At 40.9% G+C, this 26,311-nt stretch carries 22 protein-coding genes and 1 pseudogene; 8 read left to right on the top strand and 15 right to left on the bottom strand.

Annotation, left to right across the window (positions count from 1 at the left end):
• Positions 1-125: 125 nt before the first annotated feature.
• Entirely contained in the window at positions 126-965 is an 840-nt protein-coding gene (locus V7L07_RS03490) for a nuclear transport factor 2 family protein (protein ID WP_335055096.1), read from the bottom strand.
• Between the two features lie 84 nt (positions 966-1,049).
• On the opposite strand from V7L07_RS03490, the gene murG reads away from it, so the two are divergent.
• From murG to aroC, 3 genes are all read left to right on the top strand, one after another.
• A complete protein-coding gene (gene murG / locus V7L07_RS03495) occupies positions 1,050-2,123 on the top strand; it encodes an undecaprenyldiphospho-muramoylpentapeptide beta-N-acetylglucosaminyltransferase (RefSeq protein WP_335055098.1) in 1,074 nt (357 codons plus the stop codon).
• Positions 2,124-2,169: 46 nt separating this feature from the next.
• Positions 2,170-3,510, top strand: a complete 1,341-nt coding sequence (locus V7L07_RS03500) for a hypothetical protein (protein WP_335055100.1) — start codon at positions 2,170-2,172, stop codon at positions 3,508-3,510.
• 473 nt (positions 3,511-3,983) lie between these two features.
• On the top strand, positions 3,984-5,072 hold the full coding sequence (aroC, locus tag V7L07_RS03505; protein ID WP_334980128.1) for a chorismate synthase: 1,089 nt from the start codon (positions 3,984-3,986) through the stop codon (positions 5,070-5,072).
• A gap of 272 nt (positions 5,073-5,344) precedes the next feature.
• Here aroC and V7L07_RS03510 read toward each other — a convergent pair whose 3' ends face one another.
• Together V7L07_RS03510 and V7L07_RS03515 are read right to left on the bottom strand one after the other, a co-directional pair.
• The gene (locus V7L07_RS03510) at positions 5,345-7,057 is read right to left on the bottom strand and encodes an alpha/beta hydrolase (protein ID WP_335055102.1); all 1,713 of its coding nucleotides are present in this window, start codon (positions 7,055-7,057) and stop codon (positions 5,345-5,347) included.
• Positions 7,058-7,555: 498 nt separating this feature from the next.
• Positions 7,556-8,488, bottom strand: a complete 933-nt coding sequence (locus tag V7L07_RS03515) for a DMT family transporter (RefSeq protein ID WP_335055104.1) — start codon at positions 8,486-8,488, stop codon at positions 7,556-7,558.
• Between the two features lie 353 nt (positions 8,489-8,841).
• Between V7L07_RS03515 and V7L07_RS03520 the strand changes: the two genes are divergently transcribed.
• Complete coding sequence (locus tag V7L07_RS03520; protein WP_442936001.1) at positions 8,842-10,971, top strand: cytochrome-c peroxidase; 2,130 nt, start codon at positions 8,842-8,844, stop codon at positions 10,969-10,971.
• 345 nt (positions 10,972-11,316) lie between these two features.
• Here the strand turns inward: V7L07_RS03520 and V7L07_RS03525 are convergent, their stop codons facing one another.
• Positions 11,317-12,174, bottom strand: a complete 858-nt coding sequence (locus V7L07_RS03525; RefSeq protein WP_335055108.1) for an acyl-CoA desaturase — start codon at positions 12,172-12,174, stop codon at positions 11,317-11,319.
• Positions 12,175-12,439: 265 nt separating this feature from the next.
• Between V7L07_RS03525 and V7L07_RS03530 the strand changes: the two genes are divergently transcribed.
• On the top strand, positions 12,440-13,669 hold the full coding sequence (locus V7L07_RS03530; RefSeq protein ID WP_335055110.1) for a TetR family transcriptional regulator: 1,230 nt from the start codon (positions 12,440-12,442) through the stop codon (positions 13,667-13,669).
• Positions 13,670-13,683: 14 nt separating this feature from the next.
• Here the strand turns inward: V7L07_RS03530 and V7L07_RS03535 are convergent, their stop codons facing one another.
• On the bottom strand, positions 13,684-14,106 hold the full coding sequence (locus V7L07_RS03535; RefSeq protein WP_335055112.1) for a hypothetical protein: 423 nt from the start codon (positions 14,104-14,106) through the stop codon (positions 13,684-13,686).
• An 861-nt stretch (positions 14,107-14,967) separates the two neighbouring features.
• Positions 14,968-15,591: a WD40 repeat domain-containing protein gene (locus tag V7L07_RS03540; RefSeq protein WP_335055139.1), complete on the bottom strand. Its 624-nt coding sequence runs from the start codon at positions 15,589-15,591 to the stop codon at positions 14,968-14,970.
• A gap of 12 nt (positions 15,592-15,603) precedes the next feature.
• Between V7L07_RS03540 and V7L07_RS03545 the strand changes: the two genes are divergently transcribed.
• Positions 15,604-15,903, top strand: a complete 300-nt coding sequence (locus V7L07_RS03545) for a hypothetical protein (protein ID WP_335055114.1) — start codon at positions 15,604-15,606, stop codon at positions 15,901-15,903.
• A 429-nt stretch (positions 15,904-16,332) separates the two neighbouring features.
• Here V7L07_RS03545 and V7L07_RS03550 read toward each other — a convergent pair whose 3' ends face one another.
• From V7L07_RS03550 to V7L07_RS03590, 9 genes and pseudogenes are all read right to left on the bottom strand, one after another.
• Complete coding sequence (locus V7L07_RS03550; RefSeq protein WP_335055116.1) at positions 16,333-16,545, bottom strand: hypothetical protein; 213 nt, start codon at positions 16,543-16,545, stop codon at positions 16,333-16,335.
• A 137-nt stretch (positions 16,546-16,682) separates the two neighbouring features.
• The gene (locus tag V7L07_RS03555) at positions 16,683-16,874 is read right to left on the bottom strand and encodes a hypothetical protein (protein WP_335055118.1); all 192 of its coding nucleotides are present in this window, start codon (positions 16,872-16,874) and stop codon (positions 16,683-16,685) included.
• Between the two features lie 65 nt (positions 16,875-16,939).
• Positions 16,940-17,824, bottom strand: a complete 885-nt coding sequence (locus tag V7L07_RS03560; protein ID WP_335055120.1) for a phosphodiester glycosidase family protein — start codon at positions 17,822-17,824, stop codon at positions 16,940-16,942.
• A 320-nt stretch (positions 17,825-18,144) separates the two neighbouring features.
• The gene (gene ybaK, locus V7L07_RS03565) at positions 18,145-18,615 is read right to left on the bottom strand and encodes a Cys-tRNA(Pro) deacylase (RefSeq protein WP_335055122.1); all 471 of its coding nucleotides are present in this window, start codon (positions 18,613-18,615) and stop codon (positions 18,145-18,147) included.
• Positions 18,616-18,787: 172 nt separating this feature from the next.
• Entirely contained in the window at positions 18,788-20,119 is a 1,332-nt protein-coding gene (locus tag V7L07_RS03570) for a deoxyguanosinetriphosphate triphosphohydrolase (RefSeq protein WP_335055123.1), read from the bottom strand.
• 270 nt (positions 20,120-20,389) lie between these two features.
• Positions 20,390-20,860 carry an NAD(+)--rifampin ADP-ribosyltransferase gene (gene arr / locus V7L07_RS03575; protein ID WP_373529918.1) on the bottom strand — a complete coding sequence of 157 codons (471 nt, stop codon included), beginning with the start codon at positions 20,858-20,860 and terminating at the stop codon, positions 20,390-20,392.
• A 610-nt stretch (positions 20,861-21,470) separates the two neighbouring features.
• Positions 21,471-21,608: a hypothetical protein gene (locus V7L07_RS03580; RefSeq protein ID WP_335055127.1), complete on the bottom strand. Its 138-nt coding sequence runs from the start codon at positions 21,606-21,608 to the stop codon at positions 21,471-21,473.
• Between the two features lie 550 nt (positions 21,609-22,158).
• Positions 22,159-23,019, bottom strand: coding sequence for a hypothetical protein (locus tag V7L07_RS03585; protein ID WP_335055129.1), 861 nt, complete (start codon positions 23,017-23,019; stop codon positions 22,159-22,161).
• Positions 23,020-23,283: 264 nt separating this feature from the next.
• Positions 23,284-24,776 (bottom strand): annotated as a pseudogene (locus V7L07_RS03590) (ISLre2 family transposase).
• 418 nt (positions 24,777-25,194) lie between these two features.
• Between V7L07_RS03590 and V7L07_RS03595 the strand changes: the two are divergent.
• Both V7L07_RS03595 and V7L07_RS03600 read left to right on the top strand, forming a co-directional pair.
• On the top strand, positions 25,195-25,392 hold the full coding sequence (locus V7L07_RS03595) for a hypothetical protein (protein WP_335055131.1): 198 nt from the start codon (positions 25,195-25,197) through the stop codon (positions 25,390-25,392).
• 23 nt (positions 25,393-25,415) lie between these two features.
• Positions 25,416-26,311 (top strand): hypothetical protein (locus V7L07_RS03600; protein WP_335055133.1); only part of this gene is annotated, 896 nt, incomplete at its 3' end.

Consider the following 26,311-nt stretch of genomic DNA (forward strand, 5'->3'; position numbering starts at 1 on the left):
GTTAACAGTTATAAATTATGAATTAGTACAAGTTTCATGGTTCATAATTTATCATCAGTCGGTCTATAACTCCAAACTCCAAACTCCAAACTCCAAACTCCAAACTCCAAACTCCTAACTCCTAACTACTTTTTCACCACTTGTAGACGCTGAGTTACCATCGTCATCCCATTACCCCGCAGAATAACAGCAGAAACCCATTGGCTACCAGGCGTAGATGGTGCTTGTCCAACTTTAAACAGTCCGCCAGATGTCAGTAATTGCAAATCCACAGGTGTGGGGTTGAGAAATTTCTCTGGTTGGATGGCTTCTTCTAGCGCCGTTCCTAGTAGAAAATCATCGCCAAGTGGTTCTTGGACGATCGCATCAAAATTATACTTCTGACCAACCACCACCTGCTGTGGTAACTTAATATCAATTTGGGGTGGCTTGCTACCAGAGGTAAGTAGGGTGCGTTCTGACAAAACGTCTTGGCGAACTATTTTTCCGCCTTCAATGCGCTGACGTGATTTAATTGTGGCATTGAGAGACAATTTATTATTGCTACCAGAGGGTAAGCCAGTTATCTTCGTTTCTGTTTCGGCAATAATCCCATTGCCTTCAGGTTTTGAAGATAGCAATTTTGTTGTGTATTGCAATTTCGGGTATCGTTGCCAAAGTGAAGTTAAAGATTTTTCTAGGGTTTGGAAGTTTAATCCATCCCCATGAGTGAAATTGGGGCTGTAAAATTGCAACACCCCTTTCACGTCGGCCCGACTGGCAGCTGCATCAACTTGTGTCAATAGGTTTTTCAGATCGGCTGGTGCATTTTGGGCTGTACCCGCTTGGGCTAATTGCTGTGGTGTCGTCGCCAGAGTGCGTTGCCAACCACTTGTTAAACCAATAGTCAGTAGGCAGGAAACCAGCCAGATATTTGCTGGAAATTTCAGTTGGCGTCTCACTAAGGCGGTAAAAATGTTAGTCATTGGTAAGAATTTACTGATTTGATTAGAGAAAGTAAGCAAATTGTTTTATCTTAGTTAAGCTAGACGCTAAACGGTAGAGGTTTGATGGCAAACGCACCGATACGATTATTAATAGCTGCCAGTGGGACTGGTGGACATTTGTTTCCAGCGATCGCACTGGCAGAAAAACTTCCAGATTATCAAATAGAATGGCTGGGAGTACCCGATCGGCTAGAAACTCAACTTGTCCCCAAACAGTATCCCTTGAATACTATTGCAGTTGAAGGGTTTCAGCAAGGGTTTGGACTCTCCTCGATTCGCATTTTCGGTAAACTCGCCCTTTCAATTCTAGAAGTCAGACGAATTCTCAAACAGGGAAATTTTCAAGGGGTATTTACCACAGGTGGTTACATTGCCGGGCCAGCCGTCATTGCAGCGCGTTCTCTTGGTTTACCCGTGGTTTTCCACGAATCTAACGCCTTACCAGGTAAAGTAACTCGCTTTTTTGGCCCTTGGTGTAGTGCGGTAGCTTTGGGATTTGAAGTTGCTGCTAAGTATTTACCCCGTGCCAAAAATGTCTATGTTGGTACTCCTGTAAGAGCGCAATTTCTGGATGGGGCGATTGATGTACCACTGGATTTAGCAATTCCTGATGGTGTTCCTTTAATTGTCGTCTTTGGTGGTAGCCAGGGTGCTGTTGCCGTGAATAAATTGGTGCGCGAATCTGCAAAAGCTTGGTTTGATGCTGGTATTTATGTAGTACATTTAACTGGCGATCGCGATCTAGAAGCAGATAGTCTCAAACATCCACAATACATAGCCTTACCTTTTTACAACAATATGGCAGCCTTGTTGCAAAGAGCAACTCTTGCTATTAGTCGTTCTGGCGCAGGTAGCTTGACAGAATTGGCAGTGTGTGGAACGCCAGCGATTTTGATTCCTTACCCCTTTGCCGCCGAAGATCATCAATCTTACAATGCAGAGGTATTTACCAAAGCGGGGGCGGCGTTAACGTTGAAGCAATCAGAGTTGACGGCAGAAGCATTGCAAAGTATTGTGTTGAACTTATTGCAGTCACCGCAAGAGTTAGCAAAGATGGGTGAAAAAGCTCATGCGATCGCTGTTCCTGATAGTGCCGAAAAGTTGGCGCAGTTAGTGCGCGAGGTAGTAGAAACTTAAACAATTCAAAATTCACATATTGAAGTAGGAATTTATTTTCCAATTTATGAATATCTTATTTAAGCAAAAATTCTGCCTCACAGTCGGTTTTGCTGGTTTACTAGTTGTTAGTTTAGCCAGTAGCTATCTATATAATCAGTCAAAAACTCAACAGATAGCTGAACCAGATCAGTCTTTTACAAAAGATAATTTTGCTCCATTTCAATCACAGATTTCTCTCACTTCCAACCAAGTTGCCGATCCACTTACCTCAAATCTTCAAAATCCTTTTTTCACTCAACAAATATCTGATGAAACTATAGGGAAGCAAAACTTTTTTTCATATCGAAAAAATATATTAGCAGCATCTTCAACCTATCGAGTTATAGATGAATTTAAAAAATATAAATTTAGCATTAATGGCAGCCAGGTTGTTACTCCGGGAAAACTACCAAGTAGTAAAGTTAACTTCAATCAAGGAGATTTATTAACCGTTCTCGTTAATACTAGAAAATATTTTCAAGACTATGCTTCAGAAGACCCAGATATTTTACGTACAGGAATACTTGCCACTCAAGGAGTTACTGTGCAAGATGTCCCTAAAACTTTGGATTTCATGATTGCTGTATTAAAAGAGGATATTGCTAATAATCGAGCTACTCGTTTACAAGACTCTAAATTTATCAATACCAATTTTCGAGTCATTAAATGGTCTGCCTATAACCCAAATAATAAACAGCAAAAACAATTACGAATTACCAAATATGCTGTCTTTACTCACCCTGGTTCTCGCAAGAAAACCTCTACTTTTAATACACCAATTTATAGCTTAAAAGAAAACTCTAATAACGATAAGTTCTACACTAGATACACAAAACAGGATGTTTTATCTGGGATTTATGAACCAGGTGGTAGAGAATTTGGCAAAGTTACAACTCTTGCTTACCTAACCAGAAATGGCTTAGAAGAAGCAATTATGGAAGGAACAATTCTGATTAATTTTACAGATGGTTATAAGGCTTTTTTTAATGTAGATAGAAATAATGGAATGTCTTATATTCGCGGTGTAAAGGCAACAGCACAAAAGCGTTATTGGTATTTTAGGGAAGTTGATGCTATTAAAGGCTATGGATACAAAATAGATGCAAAAATTTCTATAAAACCTGGAGTCACTTTTGCTGGAGATGTTTTGAATATTGGTTTAGGTAAAGTGGTTGTGATTGAGCATACTCAAGGTGGTCGTAAACATCTGCAAATGGGAGTCATCGCCGATACAGGGGGAGCCTTTTTACCCAATCTTTATCAACTAGATTTTTTGGCAGGTATTTTTCAGAATAAAAAAGAATTTGGGCAGAATATCACACAATTGCCAGACTATGCGACGGCGTATTTTTTAGTAAAGAAGTAATTTCATACATTGACTCTGAAGGGGAAGCATCCCAATTTTGCAAATTGACTAAGATAACAGATTGTCATTGCGAATGAAGCGTTCGTGTAGCGTCTCTTCTCTATGAGACGCTACACGAACGCTCCATTTCATTACGTACCCTACGGGAACGCCAAGGGCGAACGCAATGACAAAATATGTTTTTACACATTTGAGATGCTCCCCTCTGAAGGTTGTGTGATTGCAACTTGGGCAGATGTGATCAACTGCGCTAACCTGGGTATGGAACAATACGGTTCAGTTAAGACTAAAACCCTTTGTCAAAGTCAATTTTTTTAACTAACCACAGAGACGCAGAGGGCACTGAGAGAAGAGACACAATAGAATAATTCAAAACTCCAGGTTTCAAAATGGACGAGGTTTAAATCACAAAAATTAACTTTTGCACAAACTCTAGGTAAAATACATAAGCCTAATCCTTTTTCTTTCAGATCATGGGCAACACTTTTGGTCATCTATTTCGCATCACTACTTTTGGTGAATCTCACGGCGGCGGTGTGGGGGTTGTGATTGATGGTTGTCCTCCACAACTAGAAATTTCAGCAGCAGAAATTCAAGTAGAACTAGATAGAAGGCGTCCGGGACAAAGTAAAATTACGACCCCTCGCAAAGAAGCCGATACTTGTGAGATTTTATCAGGGGTATTTGAAGGCAAAACACTAGGAACGCCCATAGCAATTTTGGTACGGAACAAAGATGCTCGTTCGCAAGACTACGACGAGATGGCCGAGAAGTATCGCCCTTCTCATGCGGATGCAACTTATGATGCAAAATATGGCATTCGCAATTGGCAAGGTGGGGGGAGATCGTCAGCACGTGAGACAATTGGCAGAGTAGCAGCAGGTGCAATCGCTAAAAAAATTCTTCGTCAAGTTGCCAATGTCGAAGTTATCGCTTACGTCAAGCGCATCAAAGACTTGGAAGGTGTAGTTGATCCCAACACCGTTACCTTAGAACAGGTTGAAAGCAACATCGTCCGTTGTCCTGATGCTGAATGTAGCGATCGCATGATTGAATTAATCGAGCAAGTTGGTAGACAGGGTGATTCTATCGGCGGTGTCGTAGAATGTGTGGCGCGTAATGTACCGAAAGGTTTGGGCGAACCAGTATTTGATAAATTAGAAGCTGATATCGCTAAGGGTGTTATGTCTCTCCCTGCTAGCAAAGGCTTTGAAATTGGTTCCGGTTTTGGGGGGACGCTGTTAACCGGAATTGAGCATAACGACGAATATTATATTGATGAAAATGGTGAAATTCGCACTGTAACTAACCGTTCTGGTGGTATTCAAGGGGGAATTTCCAATGGGGAAAATATCATTTTACGAGTTGCATTTAAGCCAACGGCGACAATTAGAAAAGAGCAAAAAACAGTAACTCGTGAAGGTGAAGAAACCCTATTAGCGGCAAAAGGACGGCACGATCCTTGTGTGTTACCGCGTGCAGTTCCAATGGTTGAGGCGATGGTAGCCCTGGTATTATGTGACCATTTGTTACGGCATCATGGACAGTGTAAGGTGTTGTGAGGACTACACTAATTTATAGCGCTTCTCGTTCGGATGCAATACACTTTGACCTCTCTCCAAACCTCTCTCCTAAAAGGCGAGAGGCTTTGAATTTTACTTCCCAACGCTAGAAGGGAAGGGGCTGGGGGTTAGGTCTGTATTCTATGCAACTGAGAACCGCTATATGCTTCGGGGTGGGTGTTTGACTCGCCCTTTTTTATGTTCAAGTCAAATAAAAATCATCACATGCAGCAATGCAACGCCAATATCCAACATCCAAAATCCGAAGCTGACTATGGTGTTGGGGAGTTTTTTTTTGCGATTTTGGCTCCTTTAATATCCAGCAATTGAGCTAATTCGGTTGTATTCAATGACTTGACAAGACTTAAGCCAAGGGACTTACTAGAAATGCTTTGAGCGTAGCCTGCATTTAGGTAGGGCGTGTATTGTGACTTTCCGACAATGTATGTTTGAAAGAAAGGTAAACTCAAAACATTCATATAACGACGCGCTTGAGAAGCATCACCAATCATATCGGCAGGTAATGCTACTTGTTGATTTGTAGGATTACCATTACCAATGGTAGAAAAGTGAGTGCCACCTACAAGCATGACAAGATACTTTTGTGAATTTGTCAACCAGGAGAAAGGTAAAATTTGCTCAGATAAAGCTGGTGCAACTGTATCATCACTACTGCCGACAATCATTACTGGAGTTTTGATTTGACTTAAGCCAGCTTTACCGAAAATTGAACTAGTAACGGGATTAACTGCGATCGCAGCTTTCACTCTCTCATCCCGCAAGTTATAATCCTTGTCAGACTTCCTACTCAATTCCAAAGCGCGACACTGGAGCAGTAAAGACATATTCCAGGTATTTTGTAGTGCTGCTGGTTGACAGTCTTGTTTTAGCTGCTCAAAGTTGATTTTAGCGCCTGCTAAGGCTAAGGCTGTATAGCCTCCCAAAGATTGACCAAATACTCCGACTTGTTGCAGATTTAAGCGACCTTTAAACCGTGAATCAGATTGATTACCTTTTTCCAATTGATTCAAGATATATGTTATGTCCATTGGTCGGTCTTGAAATTCTCCTGGTTCTGCTACTTCAATGGCGTGTCCATTTAACAGAGAACGTAATTGTTTAGCATCACTACCAGGATGATTGGGAACGACGACGGCAAATCCGTAGGAAGCTAGATGAGTGGCTAAATATTGAAAGTTGCTGCTATCTAAACCCAAACCGTGAGAAATGACAATTACTGGTGCAGCGTTCTGGACATTGGGAATGTAAACATCAGTCAATAGAAGCCGATTGCGCCTTGAGTCGAAAAACTTCAGGATGTATTTTTGCGACTTCAACTTTCCCGGAACCTGTAAATCGGGTAATTGCGAGAAATTTGATGGAGAAATAGTAGCAGCTTCTATTTTAGACTTTTGGGAAACTGCTGCGATCGCCCGATGGGTTTGGTTAACAAGTTTCTCCAATTCCGCAGATATTTCCAAAGTCTCGGCGACATCAAGGCGAATGCTGCTGCTGGGATATTTCCGTAACACATTCAAAAGTGTCAACCCTCCCGATTCACCAGAAGCTAAAATTAGCGCCGAACGCAAAGCACTAAATTCTGTTTTTGGCTGAGAAGATTTATTTATAATCACTTGCGCCAACCGATGCAGCAAAAATTCTCCTTGCGGTGTGTAGAGAAGTTGCGAAACTACTACCGGAGTAACTTTTACACGATTAAGCAAAATCCGCCGCAATTCTTGAAGCTGTTCTAGAGGCAGATATTGCTGATAGGCTGCCAAGTCTTCGTTAATGACACCTGTTTTGGCGTATTTCTCTAAAGTGGAGACTGAAATGGAAAGCTCTAAAGCTGAATAAGATGCATAAATCCGCTCTGCTGCCAAGACAGAATTACTAACTCCAAACGTTGGCAGCACCATTGAAAGAACCAGCAATAAAGAATTTTTTCTGAGGGTGCTGGCCCAATTACCAAACAAACTATTCATCGCTCAACTGTTTCAGTGGTCTGGTTTGATCGGGTGTTGGCTTTGGTAGTTATTCGGGCGCCCTGCTTAGTTTACTGAAAGTTATTAGCCTCAATTTTATCAAAACAGAATTTAGGAGTCAGGAGTTATAATTCAGGATGAATTATGTATGACTTGCGAATGTAGCTTGCTGAAAATAATGGGTATAAATGGGTTTAAAATCCCCACTAAATCTTAGATTTAGTAGTCAAAAAAAGTAGTGATTCCCAATTACCTAGTAATTTATGCTGACTCCTGAATTCTGATTTTTGAATGCTTTTTCAAGGATTTTTCGGCTATCAAGTCAACAATTAAAAACTACCAAGTCACGCAGATGCGTAAAGTATCCGTCTGACTTCAGTAGCTTGCCTTCACTATTAAATCATAACAAATAAAAAATACTCTGCCTCAGTATTTATGTTGTAACTTTGAATAAAGCACGAATTCACTAGCTAAAAAACCCAGTAAAAATCCCGAAAATCATGGCAATTTATCAGCTTTTCCCAAGGCGATCGCTACTGAACCTGTAACTACTAAACCTGCTCCTAATATTGCGATGAAAGTGAAATGTTCTGGTGGTGTTAAAGAAGGTGCAATAACTGATACAACTACAACTGATATTAATGTCACAATGGGAGCTAGAGCGATTACTGCACTTACTCGTGATGCTTCCCAATGTTCTAATGATTCGGCAAAAGCACCATAAGCGATTAAAGTATTCAAAGCACAAAAAAACAACATTCCTAAATGAAACCCATCAAGTATAAAAAGTGATTTTACTCTGGCTAGAGGAGTGAATAATAAAGCACAGCCTCCGTAAATAATCAGCATAATGCTAGGAGAAGATAAAGATTGTAATAATTGCTTTTGTGCCAAAGCATAAATAGCCCATGCTGCCGATCCTAGTGCAATCAAGAAACTACCGAGTATATATGTGCCATGCGCTGTAATTAAATTTGTGAGTTGTTCTCGAAAAAATAAAAGATAACCGCAAATCATTACACTTACACCAATCCATTGATATAGTCGGTAACGTTCTTTAAAAATAACTAATCCTCCAAAACCTAAGAGAAGGCTAGATAATTGAATAAGAACTTCAGCATTAGCAGGTGATGTTAGCGCTAAACCCTGCATGAACAAAAAGTAATTAATCCCTAAGAAAAGTGTTGCGATCGCTAATAATTTCCCAGAAGCAGAACGTAATTGTTCTAACTTTGGTAATTTACCGCGTATTCCTAAATACATGGCAAGCAGAAAAAATGATATCAAAAAGCGAAACCAAATAACGGTATAGACATCAAGTACTTGTAGAGTTACCGTCAGAGCAATAGGTAAAATTCCCCATAATAAGACCGTCAATAGCGATAACGTTAGCCCTAAACGCCACCGACCAGAATTTTGATGTAGTGACATTCAGATATTCTACTCAAAGTAGGGCTGATCGTAAGCTGAAACATATCTAATTTGCATATCTAAAGATTTTAAGCTCTTATTGATAAAGTATCTTAATAAGTTAAACCAAATCTAGTTTACATAATCTGAAATTGTACATTGCTTGTATGGTGAGCGTCTCGCCTGCCCAATAATATGCAAATTCAATCATAAATATAGAGTTTATCTACTCTACTCAAATTATTTTTAGCTGAAATAAGTATTTTCTGTTTACATAAAATTTGTAAATTACGTAATTATTTTACATGAATATTAAATTTCAAGCCCAATCGTAAATGTATACTCTATTTCGATGTTATTTTTTACAAAAAACTATGGGGATTATACCCATAATTAGCTTGGTAATTTTCATTGCTAGCTTATCAATTTACTTGCTATTGACTGGAAGAAGTCAATTTTTGCTCAAATCTTTAATTACAAAAATAAAGCGGCAAGAGTGGAGATTTAGATATAGCAAGCTTAAGTACCTGAGATCAAGACTTTTAAAGACTATAACAATTGCTGTCCTGATTATGGCAGCAGTAATAGCTGGAAATACTGTATCAGCTCAAGTTACGCCATCGCCTCTAGCCTCGCTAAAAAGCATATCGGTTCCACAGCCTGACAATCTTGGAGACTTCGTAAAAGACAAAGTAGCCGCTATCAAGTTAGGAAAAGCTCTTTTCTGGGATATGCAGGTTGGGAGCGATGGAGAAACTTCCTGTGCTAGTTGTCACTTCCATGCTGGGGCCGACAATAGATCCAAAAATCAGATCAATCCTGGGCTTTTGCGAATTAACACCGATGGGACAGCGAATCCAGATACAATTTTTAATGTAGGTGGACTACCAAACTACCAGCTAAAGCCAGAAGATTTCCCATTCCACAAGCTGTCAAACCCAAATGATCCTACGACTCTTGTATCTGACAAAAACGATGTCAGTTCCTCTCAGGGAGCCTTCAATACAAAGTTTGTTGATGTCATACCTGGTAATGCACAAGACCAAGTAACAAACGAGCCAGATCCGGTGTTTAATGTGGGTGGTATAAATGTGCGCCACGTCCAAGGGCGTAACACGCCAACTGTAATTAATGCAGCATTCAACTTCCGCAACTTCTGGGACGGAAGGGCACAAAACATCTTTAATGGGGTGAATCCCTTCGGTTTAAGAGATCCTAATGCCTCTGTTGTCAAAGCCGAGAACCCAAATCAGCCTAAATTTGTCAAAATCAGCCTGAATAACTCATCTTTGGCTTCTCAGGCGCTCGGCCCACCACTCAGTTCTACCGAGTTGTCCGCCAATGGTCGTACTTTTCAAGAAATTGGTGATAAGTTCGGACGAATTAGTAATGGCAAAAAGCTCCCCCGAAAACTTGGGAAAAAGTTATTTGCTCTCAGACCTTTAGGTAAGCAGATAGTGCATCCACAAGACAGCGTTTTAGGTCGAGATAGTAGGTGGCCCAAACCCGGACTCAAAGATAGAACTTATGAGCAGATGATTCAAGATGCCTTCAAGCCAGAGTGGTGGAAGTCTAATCGACTTATCCAAGTTGATGCTCAAGGTCAACGAAATATTGTCAAAAAGCCTGATCGCTCCTTGGAGACTAATGAGTATACATTGACGGAGTACAACTTCTCGCTATTCTTTGGGCTGGCAATTCAATTGTACGAGTCTACACTCATCGCCAATGATACGCCCTTCGATCGCTTCTTGGAAGGAAACACTACTGCCCTAACCCCGCAGCAGCAAAAAGGAAAACAAATATTTGAGGGGAAAGGTCTGTGTATTGGTTGTCACATTGGATCGGAATTAACAGCTGCTTCAGTAAGCAGCGTGGCTAAAGACGGACGAATCAAACGTGCGCCGTTCGGAGCAAGATCCCCTGAAGACAATGGCTTCTTCAATATCGGCGTTAGACCTGCAACAGAAGACCCCGCTTTGGGTGGTAATGACGGTTTGTTTGGTAACGGTCAAGGTAATCCGCTTTCAGAGGCACGATTGGCTCTATTGGGCAAATTTCAGCTTCTCCTCGGCGAAAACCCTCCCATTCTCACTCCACCATTGAATTCTAGTGAAACTGCGTTTGCAAACGGAGCCTTCAAAGCACCTGGACTTCGCAATGTGGAACTCACCGCTCCCTACTTCCACAATGGAGGTCAGGCAACCTTAGAACAAGTAGTTGATTTTTATAATCGGGGTGGTGATTTTGGCGTTCTTCCTCCGCTGAACCTTTCACCGGAAGAAAAACAGCAATTGGTCGCCTTTTTAAAAGGACTGACTGATGAGCGAGTTCGGTATGATAAAGCGCCTTTTGACCACCCGCAACTGTTTGTCCCCAATGGACATCCAGGTAATTCTACATCTGTTACCAATGACGGTACTGGCAAAGCTACAGATAGTCTACTGGAAATTCCTGCTATTGGTAGGAATGGTGGTAGTGGTAGTCCAAATTTCTTGAACTAAGTAACAAGTTAGGGAACTCCAAGAAATAAATTATCCAATATTGTGGGGGGGCAACATGAGCGCCCAGTTTATATGGCGGGCAAGATGCCTACCCCACAAGAGTTAATTGAACGTGAGTTCGACAGACCTCTCCCTGCCTTGAACTAAAGTTCAAGTCTGTCCCTCTCCGAGTCTGAGAGGGACAGATTTTGCGTAGTAAAACCAAGGAGAGGTCTTTTGGGTGGACATGATATAACCAGTCGAACTCACGTTAATTGAATATTTTTTTATTTGGAAGTCCCAAAAATATTAAGCCGACAGCGGGAAGCAATCGGCTTAACAAATTCCTGATAATTTAGTTGTAATTTAGCCGTGAGTTGCACCTTGAGGAGGACGCGAGACAACTTTTTTGGCTAAACCCAAAGTTTGCAAGGCTAGGATGCTCCACCAAGTAACATCAATTTCCCACCAAGATAACCCAGATTTCGCCATGTGGGGATAGGTATGATGGTTGTTGTGCCATCCTTCTCCATAAGTGACGAGGGATACCCACCAAAGATTACGAGCGCCATCATTAGCATCAAAGGTGCGATAACCCCACAGGTGTGATGCTGAGTTCACAAACCAGGTTGAGTGCCAAAGCAAGACACATCTGAGAAATACTCCATAGAACACAAAAGACCATCCTCCCAAGGCATAAAGCAGCAGCCCGAAGGGTATTTGCAACAGTAAGAAGTAGCGATCCAGCCAGCAATAAAAAGGTTGTCTTGCTAAGTCTGGGGCATATTTTTTATAGGTTTCATAGTCAAAAAATTCTGGACGTGGGTAGAAAATCCATAGTATATGACTCCACCAAAATCCTCTTTGGGCAGAATAGGGATCTAAATTGATGTCTTCTGTGTGGGCGTGATGCTGGCGGTGTCCACCTACCCAAAAAATTGGCCCGCCTTGCAAAGCCAGCGCTCCAATGAGGGCGATCGCATACTCTAACCACTTAGGAACTTGGAAACTTTTATGGCTCAGTAATCGGTGATATCCCAGGCAAATACCAATACTCCCGAATAACCAGTGCAGAAACACTAGCAAAGCTAATGCTGACCAGGAAAAAAACCAAGGAGCGAGAAGTGCTAAAGCATGAAATGTAGCAAAAAATACCACATTTGTCCAACTGAGTCGAGGTGAGTTGCCTCTCTCAGGGGCGATCGCCCCAAAATTTGCGGTCATAAAAATTCCTGTTAATGGATGATGAAGTGATTTACTTTTTATTGGGCATAATCCCACTAGTACCGCAAGGCGGAATTCAAAATTCAAAATGAATAGAGCATAAGGTTTTCAGAGATTTTGAATGGTATGTCTATTAACGCCGTGGTGTACTAAGGATTTACCCACACTGTCACCAGTTAGTTACAGTAAAGTAAAGCAAGTATCACTTACATTTGTTATGCTAGCAGAACTCTAATTTCCGTGCAAGTGCCACTTGCATTTCTTTATGTCTTCTCAACTCATTTCCACTCGTCAACGCCTGATTCAAGCTGCACTTGAGTTGTTTTCTGCTCATGGAGTCAGCGCCACTACAACCCGTCAAATTGCTGAAAAAGCCGAAGTCAATGAAGTGACTCTATTTAGGAATTTTGGCAATAAGCACGGGCTGCTTTTGGCTGTGCTGGAAGAGTCCGCAGCCTTCAAGGATTTAGGTGAGTCGCTAGTACGGCGGGCAACGCCTCCCGGCAATGTCTACCAAGCTCTTAAAGATTATGCAAGTGACACTTTACATGCCTTAGAACGAGTACCAGAGTTCGTCCGGTCTGTGGTAGGTGAAGCCGACCAATTCCCGGCAGAAAATCGCCGCGCACTAGGCAGGGGAGTAACAGAAGCAAACCGCTATGTAGCTCAGTATTTAGCTACTGTAATCCAGCAAGGACACCTAAATACCTATTTACCCGCAGAAAAATTAGCCAGTTTGCTAAATGGGATGATCCTGGGATATGCCGTAATTGAGTTCACCAGCGAATTTCACGAACTTTGGGAGGATCGGGATGATTTTCTGGAAAATTTGGTGGAGTTGTTTTTACATGGAGCCATGTCATCAACAGCCGAATCAGCAACAAACTGCTTACAAGGAGGATTCATCACCACAGAAGTAGCTGATTTACCAGCTAGTTTAGTTAACGAAATTCTGCAACAAGCTAGGAAATTCGGCATCCGAGATTATGCCTTGGCTTACGTATTATTTGGGGCTGGATTATCCACTACAGAAATAACTAGCTTGGAGCGATCGCACCAAATCTACGATACTCAAGGGCACTTCTTGCAAATTACAATCCCCGGATTTGTCCGCCAAGTACCTGTAAATCAGTGGATTTTGGGCAAACGCTACGGTTCTTTTACCAATAATCCCTTAATCAAATGGCTGAAAAGTCGTAAAGATTCTCAAACAGCCATGTTTCTGAATGAAACAGGCATACCCATCTCAGAATCAGATATTGAGACACGTTGGCAAGTATGGAGTGAAGGGCTATTAACTCCCCAAGGACAAACGCCAGCTATAGCACAAGCACAACAAACCTGGCGTGTAGAAATGTTAATGCGGGGGATTACCTTGGAAAACCTGAGTATTTTTACAGCTTGCGATCGCGCCCAATTACAACCCTATGTCCGCCGAGCCAAAGAAAAAGCCGCCCTAGAGCAAGCCACCCGTTTGGATCATAAGCCAGGATAGGGAGTGGTGAATGATTAAGGTAAAACAACAGAGGTTTCTTTACCATTGTTGTTTGCACCATTCAAGATTGTAGCTGTACTCTCAGATGGGGATTGGGTATTGCTCGAACGGCGTGATAATTTCTTGCGTGGCTTGCCTCCCGCCTGGATATATTGCAAACTGTCTTTGCCATAATGGGCTGCCACACTCATTAACATCTTTTCAGAGTAGCCGCGTAATTCTTCTTCAATTAGAGAGAGGCGACCTGCCATTTCATCTATGCTAGAGAGTAAAGTGTTGTAGGTAGATAGCTGGGTTTGCAAGGTTTGGATGCGGCTGTCATAGTCTGTCAAACTTAATCCGTTGCCAAATTCTAGCGTCAGGCTAATCGATCGCATTCCTGCAATTCGATGGAGAGCCTTTTCTAGAGTCGGTGAACTGCGTTTTAGTCGTGCCATAAACTGCGCTCCTGAAGGAAGTTATAGGATTACTGTATGTACTCTAGCCAATGCAACAATAAACTTCTCTGAGAGATAATTCGGAAAAATTAAAGCAAATTAAGATCGACCTAATTATTTTTAGTTGATTATACTGAGATATTTATTAAATCTGTCAAAAATATTACATTAAATAAGCAATAGATACCTCAAAGTCGTGTTGAGGTACTTTGAAGTCGTGTTGAGGTACTTTGAAGTCGTGTTGAGGTACTTCAAAGTCGTGTTGAGGTACTTCAAAGTCGTGTTGAGTTACTTCAAAGTCGTGTTGAGGTACTTCAAAGTCGTGTTGAGGTACTTCAAAGTCGTGTTGAGGTACTTTAAAGTCATGTTGAGGTACTTTAAAGTCATGTTGAGGTACTTTAAAGTCATGTTGAGGTACTTTAAAGTCATGTTGAGGTACTTTGAAATCGTGTCGGAGTATTAGATGATGGGTTTTCTTAGCTCAACCCAACTCACAGCAAAGGCGATCGCGCACAAAAGTATCATAAATATAGTTCAACTATTTAATCCAGTCAGAACTCAAATCCCAACTTATGATCCTAAGTTGGGAAAATACTCAAGGTTAGTGACGCTGCTCACAACCACAAGAAAATAATACTTTTCGCCCCCCATTACACGTAATGGCTCTTATGTGTAACACACGCTTAGAGTGAGAAAGATTCTTTGTAAATACCAACAATTGACCCATTGTTGGCATTTGAGTTTAATATGAATACTGAACAAACGAATTTTAGAGGAAAGCTTTACATGGTAAAGCCTCTGAGAGTTAAGTGCCCCAAATGTCAGGCTCGCTGATCCCCAACTACGAATTATAAATTACTCTTATGGGCCTTGCAATCGCAAAAAATGCACCCCTCCTGATACATCCCCAGCAACAACTCTCACGCCATCGGGTGCAACAGCACAGCAAGATATTTCTCCATTCTCTACGAAACTAGCAATGACTTCCCCAGTTTGCCAATTCCAGAGTTTGAGGGTGTTATCACGGGAACCAGAAATCACGTACAAGCCATCTGGGGTGAGGGCAAGTACAAATACCCAGCTACTATGACCTGCTAGGGTACGCAGTTGTTCTCCTGTTCGCCAATTCCAGACTTTGAGGGTCTTGTCACGGGAACCAGAAATCACGTACTGACCATCTGAGGTAAGGGCGAGTGCATTTACCCACTCACTATGACCTGCTAGGGTACGCAGTAGTTCTCCTGTTCGCCAATTCCAGACTTTGAGGGTCTTGTCACGGGAACCAGAAATTACGTACTGACCATCTGGGGTAAGGGCAACTGCATTTACCCACTCACTATGAACGACTAGGGTACGCAGTTGTTCTCCTGTTCGCCAATTCCAGACTTTGAGGGTCTTGTCACGGGAACCAGAAATTACGTACTGACCATCTGGGGTAAGGGCAACTGCATTTACCCACTCACTATGACCGATTAGGGTACGCAGTGGTTCTCCTGTTTGCCAATTCCAGACTTTGAGGGTGTGGTCACGGGAACCAGAATAAGGGCTATTACGTGTAACAGATGGCTCAAAGTCCTAATCTTTCGTAACCATTCCGGGGCTAGAAGAGCGATCGCTCAAGTTTCCTCTCTACGAGACGCTGAACGCGAACGCTTGAAAAATGGACAGGCTACATCCCTAGAACTACGCCCGATTTCTCAATTACTGCACCGATCGCCTATTCCTTCAGCGTGTTGGTGGTCGCTACCGCTTCATCCACAAACTACTGCAAGACCACTTCGCCTAAATGGAGTTTAAGCGCAATGTTGACTGAGAAAGAAACTACACTCTTGCGTAGTTTACTGCTGCAGGCATCGCTCCCCAGCAAATACAAGCGATCGCTCCCGACCATCGCCCCCACCAAATCAAGCTACGGTGTACACACAAGTCTTGAAATCCCACCTAAAACTTGGTTTCGTTGCCCTAGCCCTAAAAATTAGCGAGATAAATGGAGTTCCCAGTTACCCAAAATTTGGGTATTTATGGGGCTGGAAGGGTTGGAACCCTTGCGGACTATACTTGTGTGTACACCGTAGACCAAATCAAGAGAGGAAAAATTAAACGAGGTAGAGGTGCGATCGCCCGATAAAATCAAGCGAGGATTCTTAGAGGAACAAGTGAAAAAGAGCGATCGCCCAACGAAAGAATTAGTGTTATGTCTTCATAAGCGGGTAAGATTCCGCTAATTTAGTAGTGATACGAACTTAAGAGTGCTTGAATATCTTCTGGACTTGTCCAGATTTCTAAAGCCTTCAGTAACCACTGTGCATCTTCATTTTTTAGAGATTTAATGTTTTTACCGTTGCAGTAAATAACTAGATAAATACTGTTATCTGCATAATCATGAACCGGATAATCATAAGTATAAACCGGAGAATTTTTAACTTTTTTTTTATTCATTAGACTGAAATTAGGCGAAACAACAATGTTTCTAATTCTCTAGAATCACTACCAGATTTAGCACTTACAAAGTGGCGCTCTAGGATTTAAGGATACCGCTTAAGTGCGATTCTTCGAGAACACCGCAGGCATCGCACTTAAAAATTCCAGGGAGGAAAAGTTGCACTATCTCTACCTAATACCCAAAACAAACCACCAGATAGAGTTAGAGTGGGGAAACTGATGATAGCTTGAGATGATGGAACGCTTATCTCAACCCCCGAAGTGAAAAAGTCACTATTAATCGCCCTAATCTTCACCGCCTGTACAGCCGTGTCACCAGTCAGCATTGCTGGTACTGTCCCAAGTTCAAGCCAGCAGTAATGAATACGGCTTACGGGTGTAGTGGATAATACTACTTTTCTTGAACCAGTAAAACTGATTGCACGGGTCGCTTGATGAGATTTCCTTGTAAATCAACTTTCCCGTAAAAAGTTTTACCCAAGTAATAAAGCGAAGATGAACTACCTCCGTCCAAGTTCATCGCTTCGGACGCACCAAGGATTTTCATTAAGTCTGCTAGTTGCACTAGAGATATCCCAGAGTTATTTGGTTGTGAAGGTTTTTGCGCTACCATTACTAAAATAATGCTGCCATCACGAGTAATACCTACAGCAGTTCTAGCATTGAGTTGGTTGCTGCCTAGTGCATCGCGTACCAAGGCATTATCTACAAAACTCTCTTGTACTAAGGTGAGTTCTGGTAACAGGCGTGGACCAGCACCTATAGCATCGACTAACTGACAATCTGCTGGTGCTGACTCATTGTGCAAAGCAATCGAATAGCGGATGGTTTGCCCACATTGGTAGCGGCGAAATTCGGTGCGATTGAAAATTTGGGCTAGGTAAGGTTTTAACTGGGGATTATTCACTAGCCGCTCATTATCTTTGGGATCAGCCACAAGTTTACCAGCAACAACAACATAGGATGTAGATTTTTGATTGGCTGGATCAAAAAAGCCTGCGTTTAAGATAGCGAGCGCTTTACGTTTTTGGGCAAATTCCTCCACGGTGTTTACTTTGGCTGATAATGCCCCAGCTACCACAAATCTGCTATTGGCTGGAATTAACAAAATGTGAGCTATGCCTTGGGGCAAGATGCGCTCAAGGTAGCGGATAGTTTTTGGTGGTGAGGGCTTAATGGTTGGGAGCGCAGAAGATATAGACGGTGGGGAGGAACGCAAGCTAAACCACGTTCCCAAACTAACTAGTGTCAAACCTAGCAACCCAATTTTTCTCACTTGTTTCCCCCAAATCCTCTCTAATAAGCTCAAATGCAGATGGCATAGATACTATCTATGGATACTAGCTTATGAGCGATGCCTACGGCGGTAAACTACACTCTATTCCTACAATTATTTAGCTAATTATCAATAAATTTTTAAAGCTTTTATTTGATAAGCAATTTACAGACTATTTTTCTCAGAAGTCTTACGTAAATTAGTTTCCAAGCGCAGGATAAAATAAAGTTTCTTAGTAAGAATACTCAGCTTTTCTCAAGTAAGCTATAAGCTTCCTTTGATTAGCAATCGCTTTATGGTTTCAGAGGAAAATTTCTGTACTAATTTTGTACAATTGCTCCCAAAGTGCCATTAACGGCACGTAAATAATCATCTGGCGATAGCAGAAGCAGCATTCCTCGCATTCCACCAGAAACAGTAATCTGCTCAAATAGGGTTGCTGTTTCATCAAGGTAAACTGGATAGTCTTTTTTGCTAGCTAAAGCCGTTACACCCCCACGGATGTATCCTGTTAATGGCTGAACTTCCTTGAGAGCAACTGTCTCAACTTTGCGGTTTCCTGAAATCCGTGCCAAAGCTTTTAAGTCTAACTGAGCATTTCCTGGCACAACAGCAAAACAGATACCTGTTGTGTCACCTCTGACTACTAGAGTTTTAAAAACTTGCTCTGGGGGAAGACCAAATTTGTGTGCTGTACTAAGAGCAGCGAGATCGTCAGGGTCAACCTCATAGCTCAGGATTTGGTATGCAATACCTAGTTTATCCAGTAGTCGAGCAGCATTGGTTTTCATCAACCTTTCGTTATTTTAAGCTTTAATATCTTAGTTTCTCAAGCTTGTAAAAATATATCCTTGCTTTATAGAAATTCTCTATTCAATAGCAACAGGATAATAAAACTTATTTTTAATTACTTGCAAACCTAAATTTTCTACCTAGATAAAATAGGTAGCTCCTACAATGAAATTATCTCAAGGAAATTCCGCTAAATTTTTGAAATAGTTTAGTAGCATAGGAGTCAGTCATACCAGATATATAGTCTGTAATTTTCAGAATTTTTTCGTAGCTATCATCCTCCAAATTTAGATGATATTCTTTCGGAAGCATTTGATAGACTAATTTAGACTTATTGTTATTATTGAAGATTGTGTTAGCAAACTCAGTAAATAACTTGGCTAAAACTTCGTATCCAGCAACTTGGATACTAACTACATCCTGATGCTGAAAAACAGTATCACTAGTTTGTTTTCCAATTTCTTTTAGATGCTCTGCATAATCACTTAAAGATAATAAATCTTCTTCAAATTCTCCCAACAGAATTTTTACTTCATGATCTAAAAAAATTTGAGTTGCTTCTCTTATAAGTTTATCAATAGCTTTAGCACGCAATCGTTTAACTTTTTCATCGTTACTATCATCATTTTTTTGAATATCAATATCTGCAATCTTATTAAGCAAGTCTTTAGCTTGCTCAAATGATATATAACCCATACGATGTCCATCTTCTACATCAACAATTGAGTAACAAATGTCATCTGCTGCTTCAACCAAAAAAGCAAGTGGATGTCTACACCACCATGCTGCATTATCATGACGGCGAATTAACCCAACTGTATTTGCTACTTCAGTAAATAAATCTTTTTCTGCCTGAAAAAAGCCATGTTTTTTAAGAATTCTACTTGTGGAATTTTTTAAGATAGATTCTGGTATTAAAGATTCTCTAGGATACTTTGTAAAAGAAGCTAAAGTTGGGCAAGTGAGTTGCATTCCCCCTCTTTGAGGAACCATTTCAAGGTTAGTTAAAATCCTAAATCCTTGTGCATTACCTTCAAATAAATCAAAGTCAGCTTTTTGAAACTTGCTAAGTAGTTCCTCTTTCATCTGGTTAACAGAACGATACCAAGATTGAAATGCTGTACGAATAGCATCTTCTCCAGAATGACCAAAGGGAGGATTACCAATATCATGAGCTAGACAAGCAGCAGAAACAATCTCACCGAAGTCTGACGGACTGTAACCATATTTATCAAGCTTGTGTCTTTTTATAATTTCATCGCCCACAATCCTACCAAGGGAGCGGCCAACACAAGAAACTTCAAGACTATGAATTAGACGGGTACGAATATAGTCATTTGTGGGTAAGGAAAAAACCTGTGTTTTATCTTTGAGGCGGCGGAAAGGGGAAGAAAATACCAAACGATCATAGTCTCTTAAAAACGGGGTACGGCCATGTTGAATATCTTCTTGTTCAGTCCTACCAAGCCTTTGAGGTGTCAGGAGCTTTTTCCAATCCATCATAGTTATTTCCGTAGCAATAATATATTTTTTGCTACATTGTACTCAACCAAAGCTAAATTGTAACCTGCTAATAAACTGTTTTTTACTTCCAAAATAAGATTTTACGTAATTTTTGCACTTCCTACTTATCGGATGCAAAATTGCCATAATTGTTCAGAGGCTTAACAAATCCTGTACTCAGACTCTAGAAGCGTCAACAATTTCTCTTCGACAGCCGTTAAATAAGGCCGTTGATTTCAATCGGTGAGCAGGATGTGGGAATCTTAGAAATTAATTAATAATTTCTCCTTTGTTATTGGCCAACTTTTCACGCCATTTTTGGAGTTCTTCAGGTGTTTGTCTCACCCAATCTGTGACTTCGCCAACGATTTTTAATGGTGCTTGGGAGCGATATGAGCGTGTCGGATTGCCGGGAAATTTTTTGTCTGTAACATTCGGGTCATTTTCAAACTCCCCTGTTGGTTCAACGATATAAACACGTTCACGGTTATCGCCTTTTGCTAATGCAGCAGCTAGTCCCGCCCCATTGACAAGGGCTGTGAAATAAATGTGATTCATTTTGAGTTCAAGTTTGTAATTAGAACTGCCTCCTGCTGTCAGCAAATCGCCAACCTGCAAATCTGCTTTCGTTCCATGATAAAAGGGGCCTTTGTCAGAAGGTTTATCCTTAAACGAAGTTGCTAATTCATAATTCTTTCTTGCCTTGTCAGGGTCGCTTAAGTCCTCATAGCATTTGGCAATGTTTGAATATAGAGAAGGTATTGCACTCTTAACAGTGTTGTTATTTATTTTTAATGCAAACTGCAAAGCCGTTTCGAGCCATTTTAATTTGTCAGAAATATTTTTCTGATATCGAGCTACATAATGGGCTGAAATGAATTTTTCAAAGTCGTGTGTCGCTTCGTTCCAGGCTTGAAGAAACAGTTTACTTGCTTCTTCTGGGTTGCCTTTTTCTTCCATGCCCATACCTTGAAGACAGAGTTTAACAACATTGTTGTTTGGGTTGAATTCCATGATTACTTTGTCTCGTAATGATTGTAATTTCGATTTAGTTGCTTGTCCTTAGTCTGTTGAAGTGCATCGTAACTAATGCTAACGGTTCGCTTGAGCGGCTGCAAATAACCTTTACCTCACACCAACACCCACCCTTACCCCTGAGTTCAGGGTTGTCCTTAGCTAAAACTTGGCATACTTCGCCCAAGTGGTAGGTGTTTGGTACTCTGCTTCGCTCCATTATGCGCTGCACAATGTCTTTGACGATTCTACCACTTGGGACTTTACCACCCACTTCCTCTACTGCCTCCGGCAACGTCAAGGACGAACGCGTAACTCCATAAGTGCCTTTCCCGCCTCAAAAAACGCCCGTTCTTTCGCTCCAGGTGCAAGCGGTAAGCGTAGCCATGCCGTCAGGCTTATCGCTAATTTCTTGCTCGGTTAACTCTGGAATTTCAACAGCAGTAACGGTGATTGTTATTAACCAATCAAGCAAGCTTTTTCGTCATAAATACGCTGTTCGGGTCATCAATGTATTTACCAAAGGGGCCTCGGTACTCAGAAGGTTAGCAATATTTTTACCTGTCAAATCATCTTCACGAATTTGCAATCGGCTTATTTCCTTCATTAACCCCATATTCCTGCATCACACTCAAAAGCTTCTCTTTCACGTTATCAAATACGGCCGCTTCAACTCCCCCAAGTACTTCAGCAGAACATGGGCAGCTTCTTCCAAGTTTTCGCGGTTCCGCAATTTACTAATGCCATCGCTCTTAGAGAAATGCCAGTTATCTACATCTTCTGAGATTCTATTGAGTTTTGCTAATTTCTAGCCAGTTGTAGAGTGGGAACTGAACTCTGTTGAGCGCTGTATGAATCATGTAGAGGGGTTCTACAGCACTCAACTAAACAACTGGCATAGCTGGATGTCAAGAAGTGGGAAGTTTTATCTTTTCCCTCGTACAACTTCTTCACTGTCCCGTTGTGTTGATATCTCCATTAAAACTGCAACCTAAAGACATTGAATGCCAAATTGCCAAAATTATTCAGTGTATTCTCCCATACTCCGACTCCAGAAGATTCAACAATTTCTCTTCGACAGCCGTTAAATAAGGCCGATTCAGTTTCCCCAACGACTGCAACAGACTTTTGACTGTCTCCTCTAGCGAATCGGAATACACCCGTGTAATGCGATCGCAAATCACCTGCATCTGCTCACACTCGGCAGGCAAGTAATCGTAAGACTTCAGGTGTTGTAAGCCAACGGCGTACTCGCCATCCCACATTCTCACGCTGCAACTAAAGTCATTCACTGCGCTGACAATTGCCCAACAACCACCTTTGCCTCTCAGTTCCGGGTTGTCCTTAACTAAGATTTGGCAGATTTCACCGATTTGGTAAGTATTAGGTACTTGGGTACGCTCTATGATGCGCTGCACAACATCTTTCACGATTCTACCAGTTGGCACTTTACCACCAGCAAGTTCTACTGCTCTTAGCCACACTTCCTGCTGTTCCTGGGGTTCAAGCTTTGTCATGGGTCGAACTTGCCCCTCTGCTGTCGGCAAAATGTCCACAAATTGTGGACATTTTTGCAAGTTGTCCACAACAACTGCCGCATCAACTAGCTGGTAAGAACGGGAACGATTGTAGCCAAACCTGTCTAAACAGTACTCATCAAAGGTTTTGTGTGTAGAGCGATATAATCTGCGATCGCGTAATTCTATTAAAGCTTTGCCTGCTTCAAAAAACGCTCTCTCCACTTTCCTCTCCAAGTGCAGGCGATCGCTTTGCTCCTCTTGAGTCAACTCTGTTACTTCAACAGCAGTAACGGTGATTGTTGCTGTAGCTGGATCTACTTGCTGAGAGATATCCTCATTTGCAGAGTTAGCTGCTGAAGGGAGCAACGCGATTTTGTGAAGTCGGATCAAAAACAAGCGATGCCTACGGCGGGCTACGCCTACGCTAAAAATGATATTTAAGTTAATGGTGATTTTATTTACAAATTAAATACTGATTTAAACGAGAAATCATCTTGATGAGGTATCTCAAAAAGATTGCTAGCAAGTAATTTGACGATTATTTCCAAAAATCTCTGCAACAAATCTTTGATACTTGGTATCAATTACGGCAGAAAATAAATTAAAGGGAGAATTAAAGTATAAAATTTATCAACCAGTTTGGGGTTTGATAAAAAATTTAAAGATAGAATCACAAAAATTATCCCAACTTTTAGCTATCCATTGACAACGCAGATGTAACATAATTTCTGCATTATTTTGTAACCAAAATTTACTGTTTCCTTTCATACGTAAATTAACAACTTGACGAATTAAACAATCAAGAAGCGCCACTACCGAGAGGTAATTTTCGAGCCACAACTTCGTTATATTTTAAAAGCCTCCAACTATCAAGCTTTTAAAATATAATTTCGCTCTCTTACCATAATTTTACAGCGCTCTCTTGTTGCCTCAGAGATAAATTCACCCATATTTCTCATTAAATCTAGTGCCTGACCTTTTTTTAAAATTTTTCGAGATTTTTTAAACCATGCTTGACGCTCATTCTCTGTACTAAAAGCAGCATCAGCAAAATCTTGTAAATGTGATGCTGCGTGATAAAAGTCTAATAATCGATAAGTTTCAAGTGGGCATTTTAATTTTTTGAGTAAAGGAGGAATATGTATCCATATCCACTCTGCACCATCAGCAATTAATAACACCTGTTTGGCTTGACTTATACCCAAATTTAGCAAATACATTTCTAAAATGAGGAGGAATTCTTTATAACCAGAATACGTGCCATCATTAGTAATAGGTATTGCCGATGTCCTAATTTTTTTACCTTGTTCATTTACTACATAAATGGTTAGTAACTTTGGCTCCATCCATTCACCGACAAAGACATGACGGTTTGTTTTGTTACTGCGTCTACCTTTTTTATTGAACCTAATTTTAGTTCTTCCACCATCTACAGCGATTACAACTCGTTGGTCTTTGAGAACATTACTGTTAGATAAATGACCCATCTCCAGATTTAATATTTTTGATTGGCGTAGATTAATACCAATTTCACCAAAAAGGTAAGTCAGGCGCTCGATTCGTTTTAAACTAACATTTATTCCCCAATCCATTAGCGTCGAACGTGCTGCATCAAAAGAACTAGCTATTGCACCATATTTGGCAATTGTTGACCAGACCAAAGGGGTAATACCTTCAGACATCCCTAGCCACTTTAAAAACGGACAAAATCCTTGATTTGAGGTTTTTATTTTTGGCTCATTAAGCGGAAAATTATTAGATTCTTTGCTTGTGGGATTCCGTTCAAGTACATAAGGTAGGTTTAAAGTTACTTCGACGTTTCCAATTGTTACTATTTGTCGGTTTTTAAAACCATGTTTTTTCGTATTTAATTTTCTCCATTCCTGTGTTTGACTAACAGAATAGTTCAAGACTTTTGGGGATATTGAAAGATTATATAATAAAATAACTATACATTGCCCTGCTAAAATTATTGCCTGTTCTCTAATTTGTTCTTCTCGTTCTCTCAGCTTTTTTCCATTCCACTCTGCGATATTTGTAAATTCTAAAAGTTTTGCGACCTGTGAGTGAAAACTTTTAACTGACTTGTTTAAATCAAGAGTTGCACTTATATTTTTTGCCATAAAAGGTAGACGTTAAAAGCCTGGAAGAATTACTTAACGGGAATCCTACCTTGTTTTTGACCCTCATAAATTTTTGCACACATCACCACACTTAAAATTTATTCATTGTTTATGTATTAATACGGCTATTAATGTAACAAATATTTTTTAGTACTGAAGAAAGTTGTTAGCGATCGCTGGTTTTTGATCCTACCTCACCAAATCGCGTTGCTCCCGTGTACAAGTAGGGGAGAAAAAAATCACGACGAATGTATGGGTTACAGGATTTGCATTATCTGAAGATTTTCGAGGTAATTTCTTAGAAGAATTAGGCAACCTGACACCAGTTGACGTTTTTAATGGCACGACGCAATCAGTTCTAGCTGTACGGTATTTCTCTGAACCGCAGAAACTGGCATCAGGTCACTGGTCAATTGATATGGTAGCCAATCTCATAGTCTTTCAGGGTAGTAATCAGGTAGGGAAAGCGATCGCATTTAATAAAACTGTATTTGTCAGAGCAATAGATACACCAAGTCCTCCGTCTAACTCATCCAACATTCAACGAACTGCATACAGCGTTCGCAAAGCCGGATTAGAGGTTTACAAGATCCAAGACTTAGAAATCGGGAAGTAAAATTATGCAAGGCTTTAATTCCATTGACCTTATCTGCCCCATCGAGGGCTGACACTCCGACCATCACCTATTCACAAGGGAAATATCAAACCCAAGCTCCTGATTGGTCACGCATCACTTGGGGGAATCTCCCACCTGTTCAAGAATCAGGATATCTGACTATTCCAAACAACTTAATCTCAGTATTTGGCTATGACCCGTCGCGGTCGTGGTCAGCAGGTCAAAAAGTAGATTCTGTAGTGATGCTGGGTGATACTGATGATGCCTTTGAGATGTCTAACTTTAGCCTAGAATCTATCAATCTCCTCATCCCAACAACGAACAAACTCACATTAAAAGATTTTGGATTAATGCAATGGCAAACGCCAAAAACATTAGTTAAGGCAATACCTAGTTTAGGCAATCTGACCTTAAAGCAAGTTCCTTCGTTAGCGGCTTTGTTTTCTCAAAATGGGGGAGTTGGCAATGGTAGAATTTCCCAAGTTGTAAGTTCAAATCCCCAAATCGCAAATCTACCTTTGGGTAAGCTTGACCTAAGCAAGTATTCGATTGATTCAATTCCTGGACTGAGGCAAACACAGCTAGGACAGTTCCAATCTTGGCAGCAAAGTTACATCAATCAAGTTCCTGGTCTGAACCAAATACCCTTCGATAAGATGCCCCAGCCGATAAACTCTGGTGTGGGTGTTGCTTCTGTTGTACTTGGTACATCGGAAAAAGGTGATGCAAAAGTTGGAAATAATTATTTTATCTCTGGCAGTGTTGTCAGCGGCGACCAAACTTTACCAGTAGCTTGTTCTCAAGGTCAAGAATGCTCATACATGAGACATCTCCGAAAACCATTAAAACCTTTGTATGACTCGGTTGTAGGACATAAATGCAATCATCATAAGCTAGCTAGGATCTACGATAAAATAAG

Origin of the sequence: Nostoc sp. (assembly GCF_036916985.1) — a bacterium.
Lineage (GTDB): Bacteria > Cyanobacteriota > Cyanobacteriia > Cyanobacteriales > Nostocaceae > Nostoc.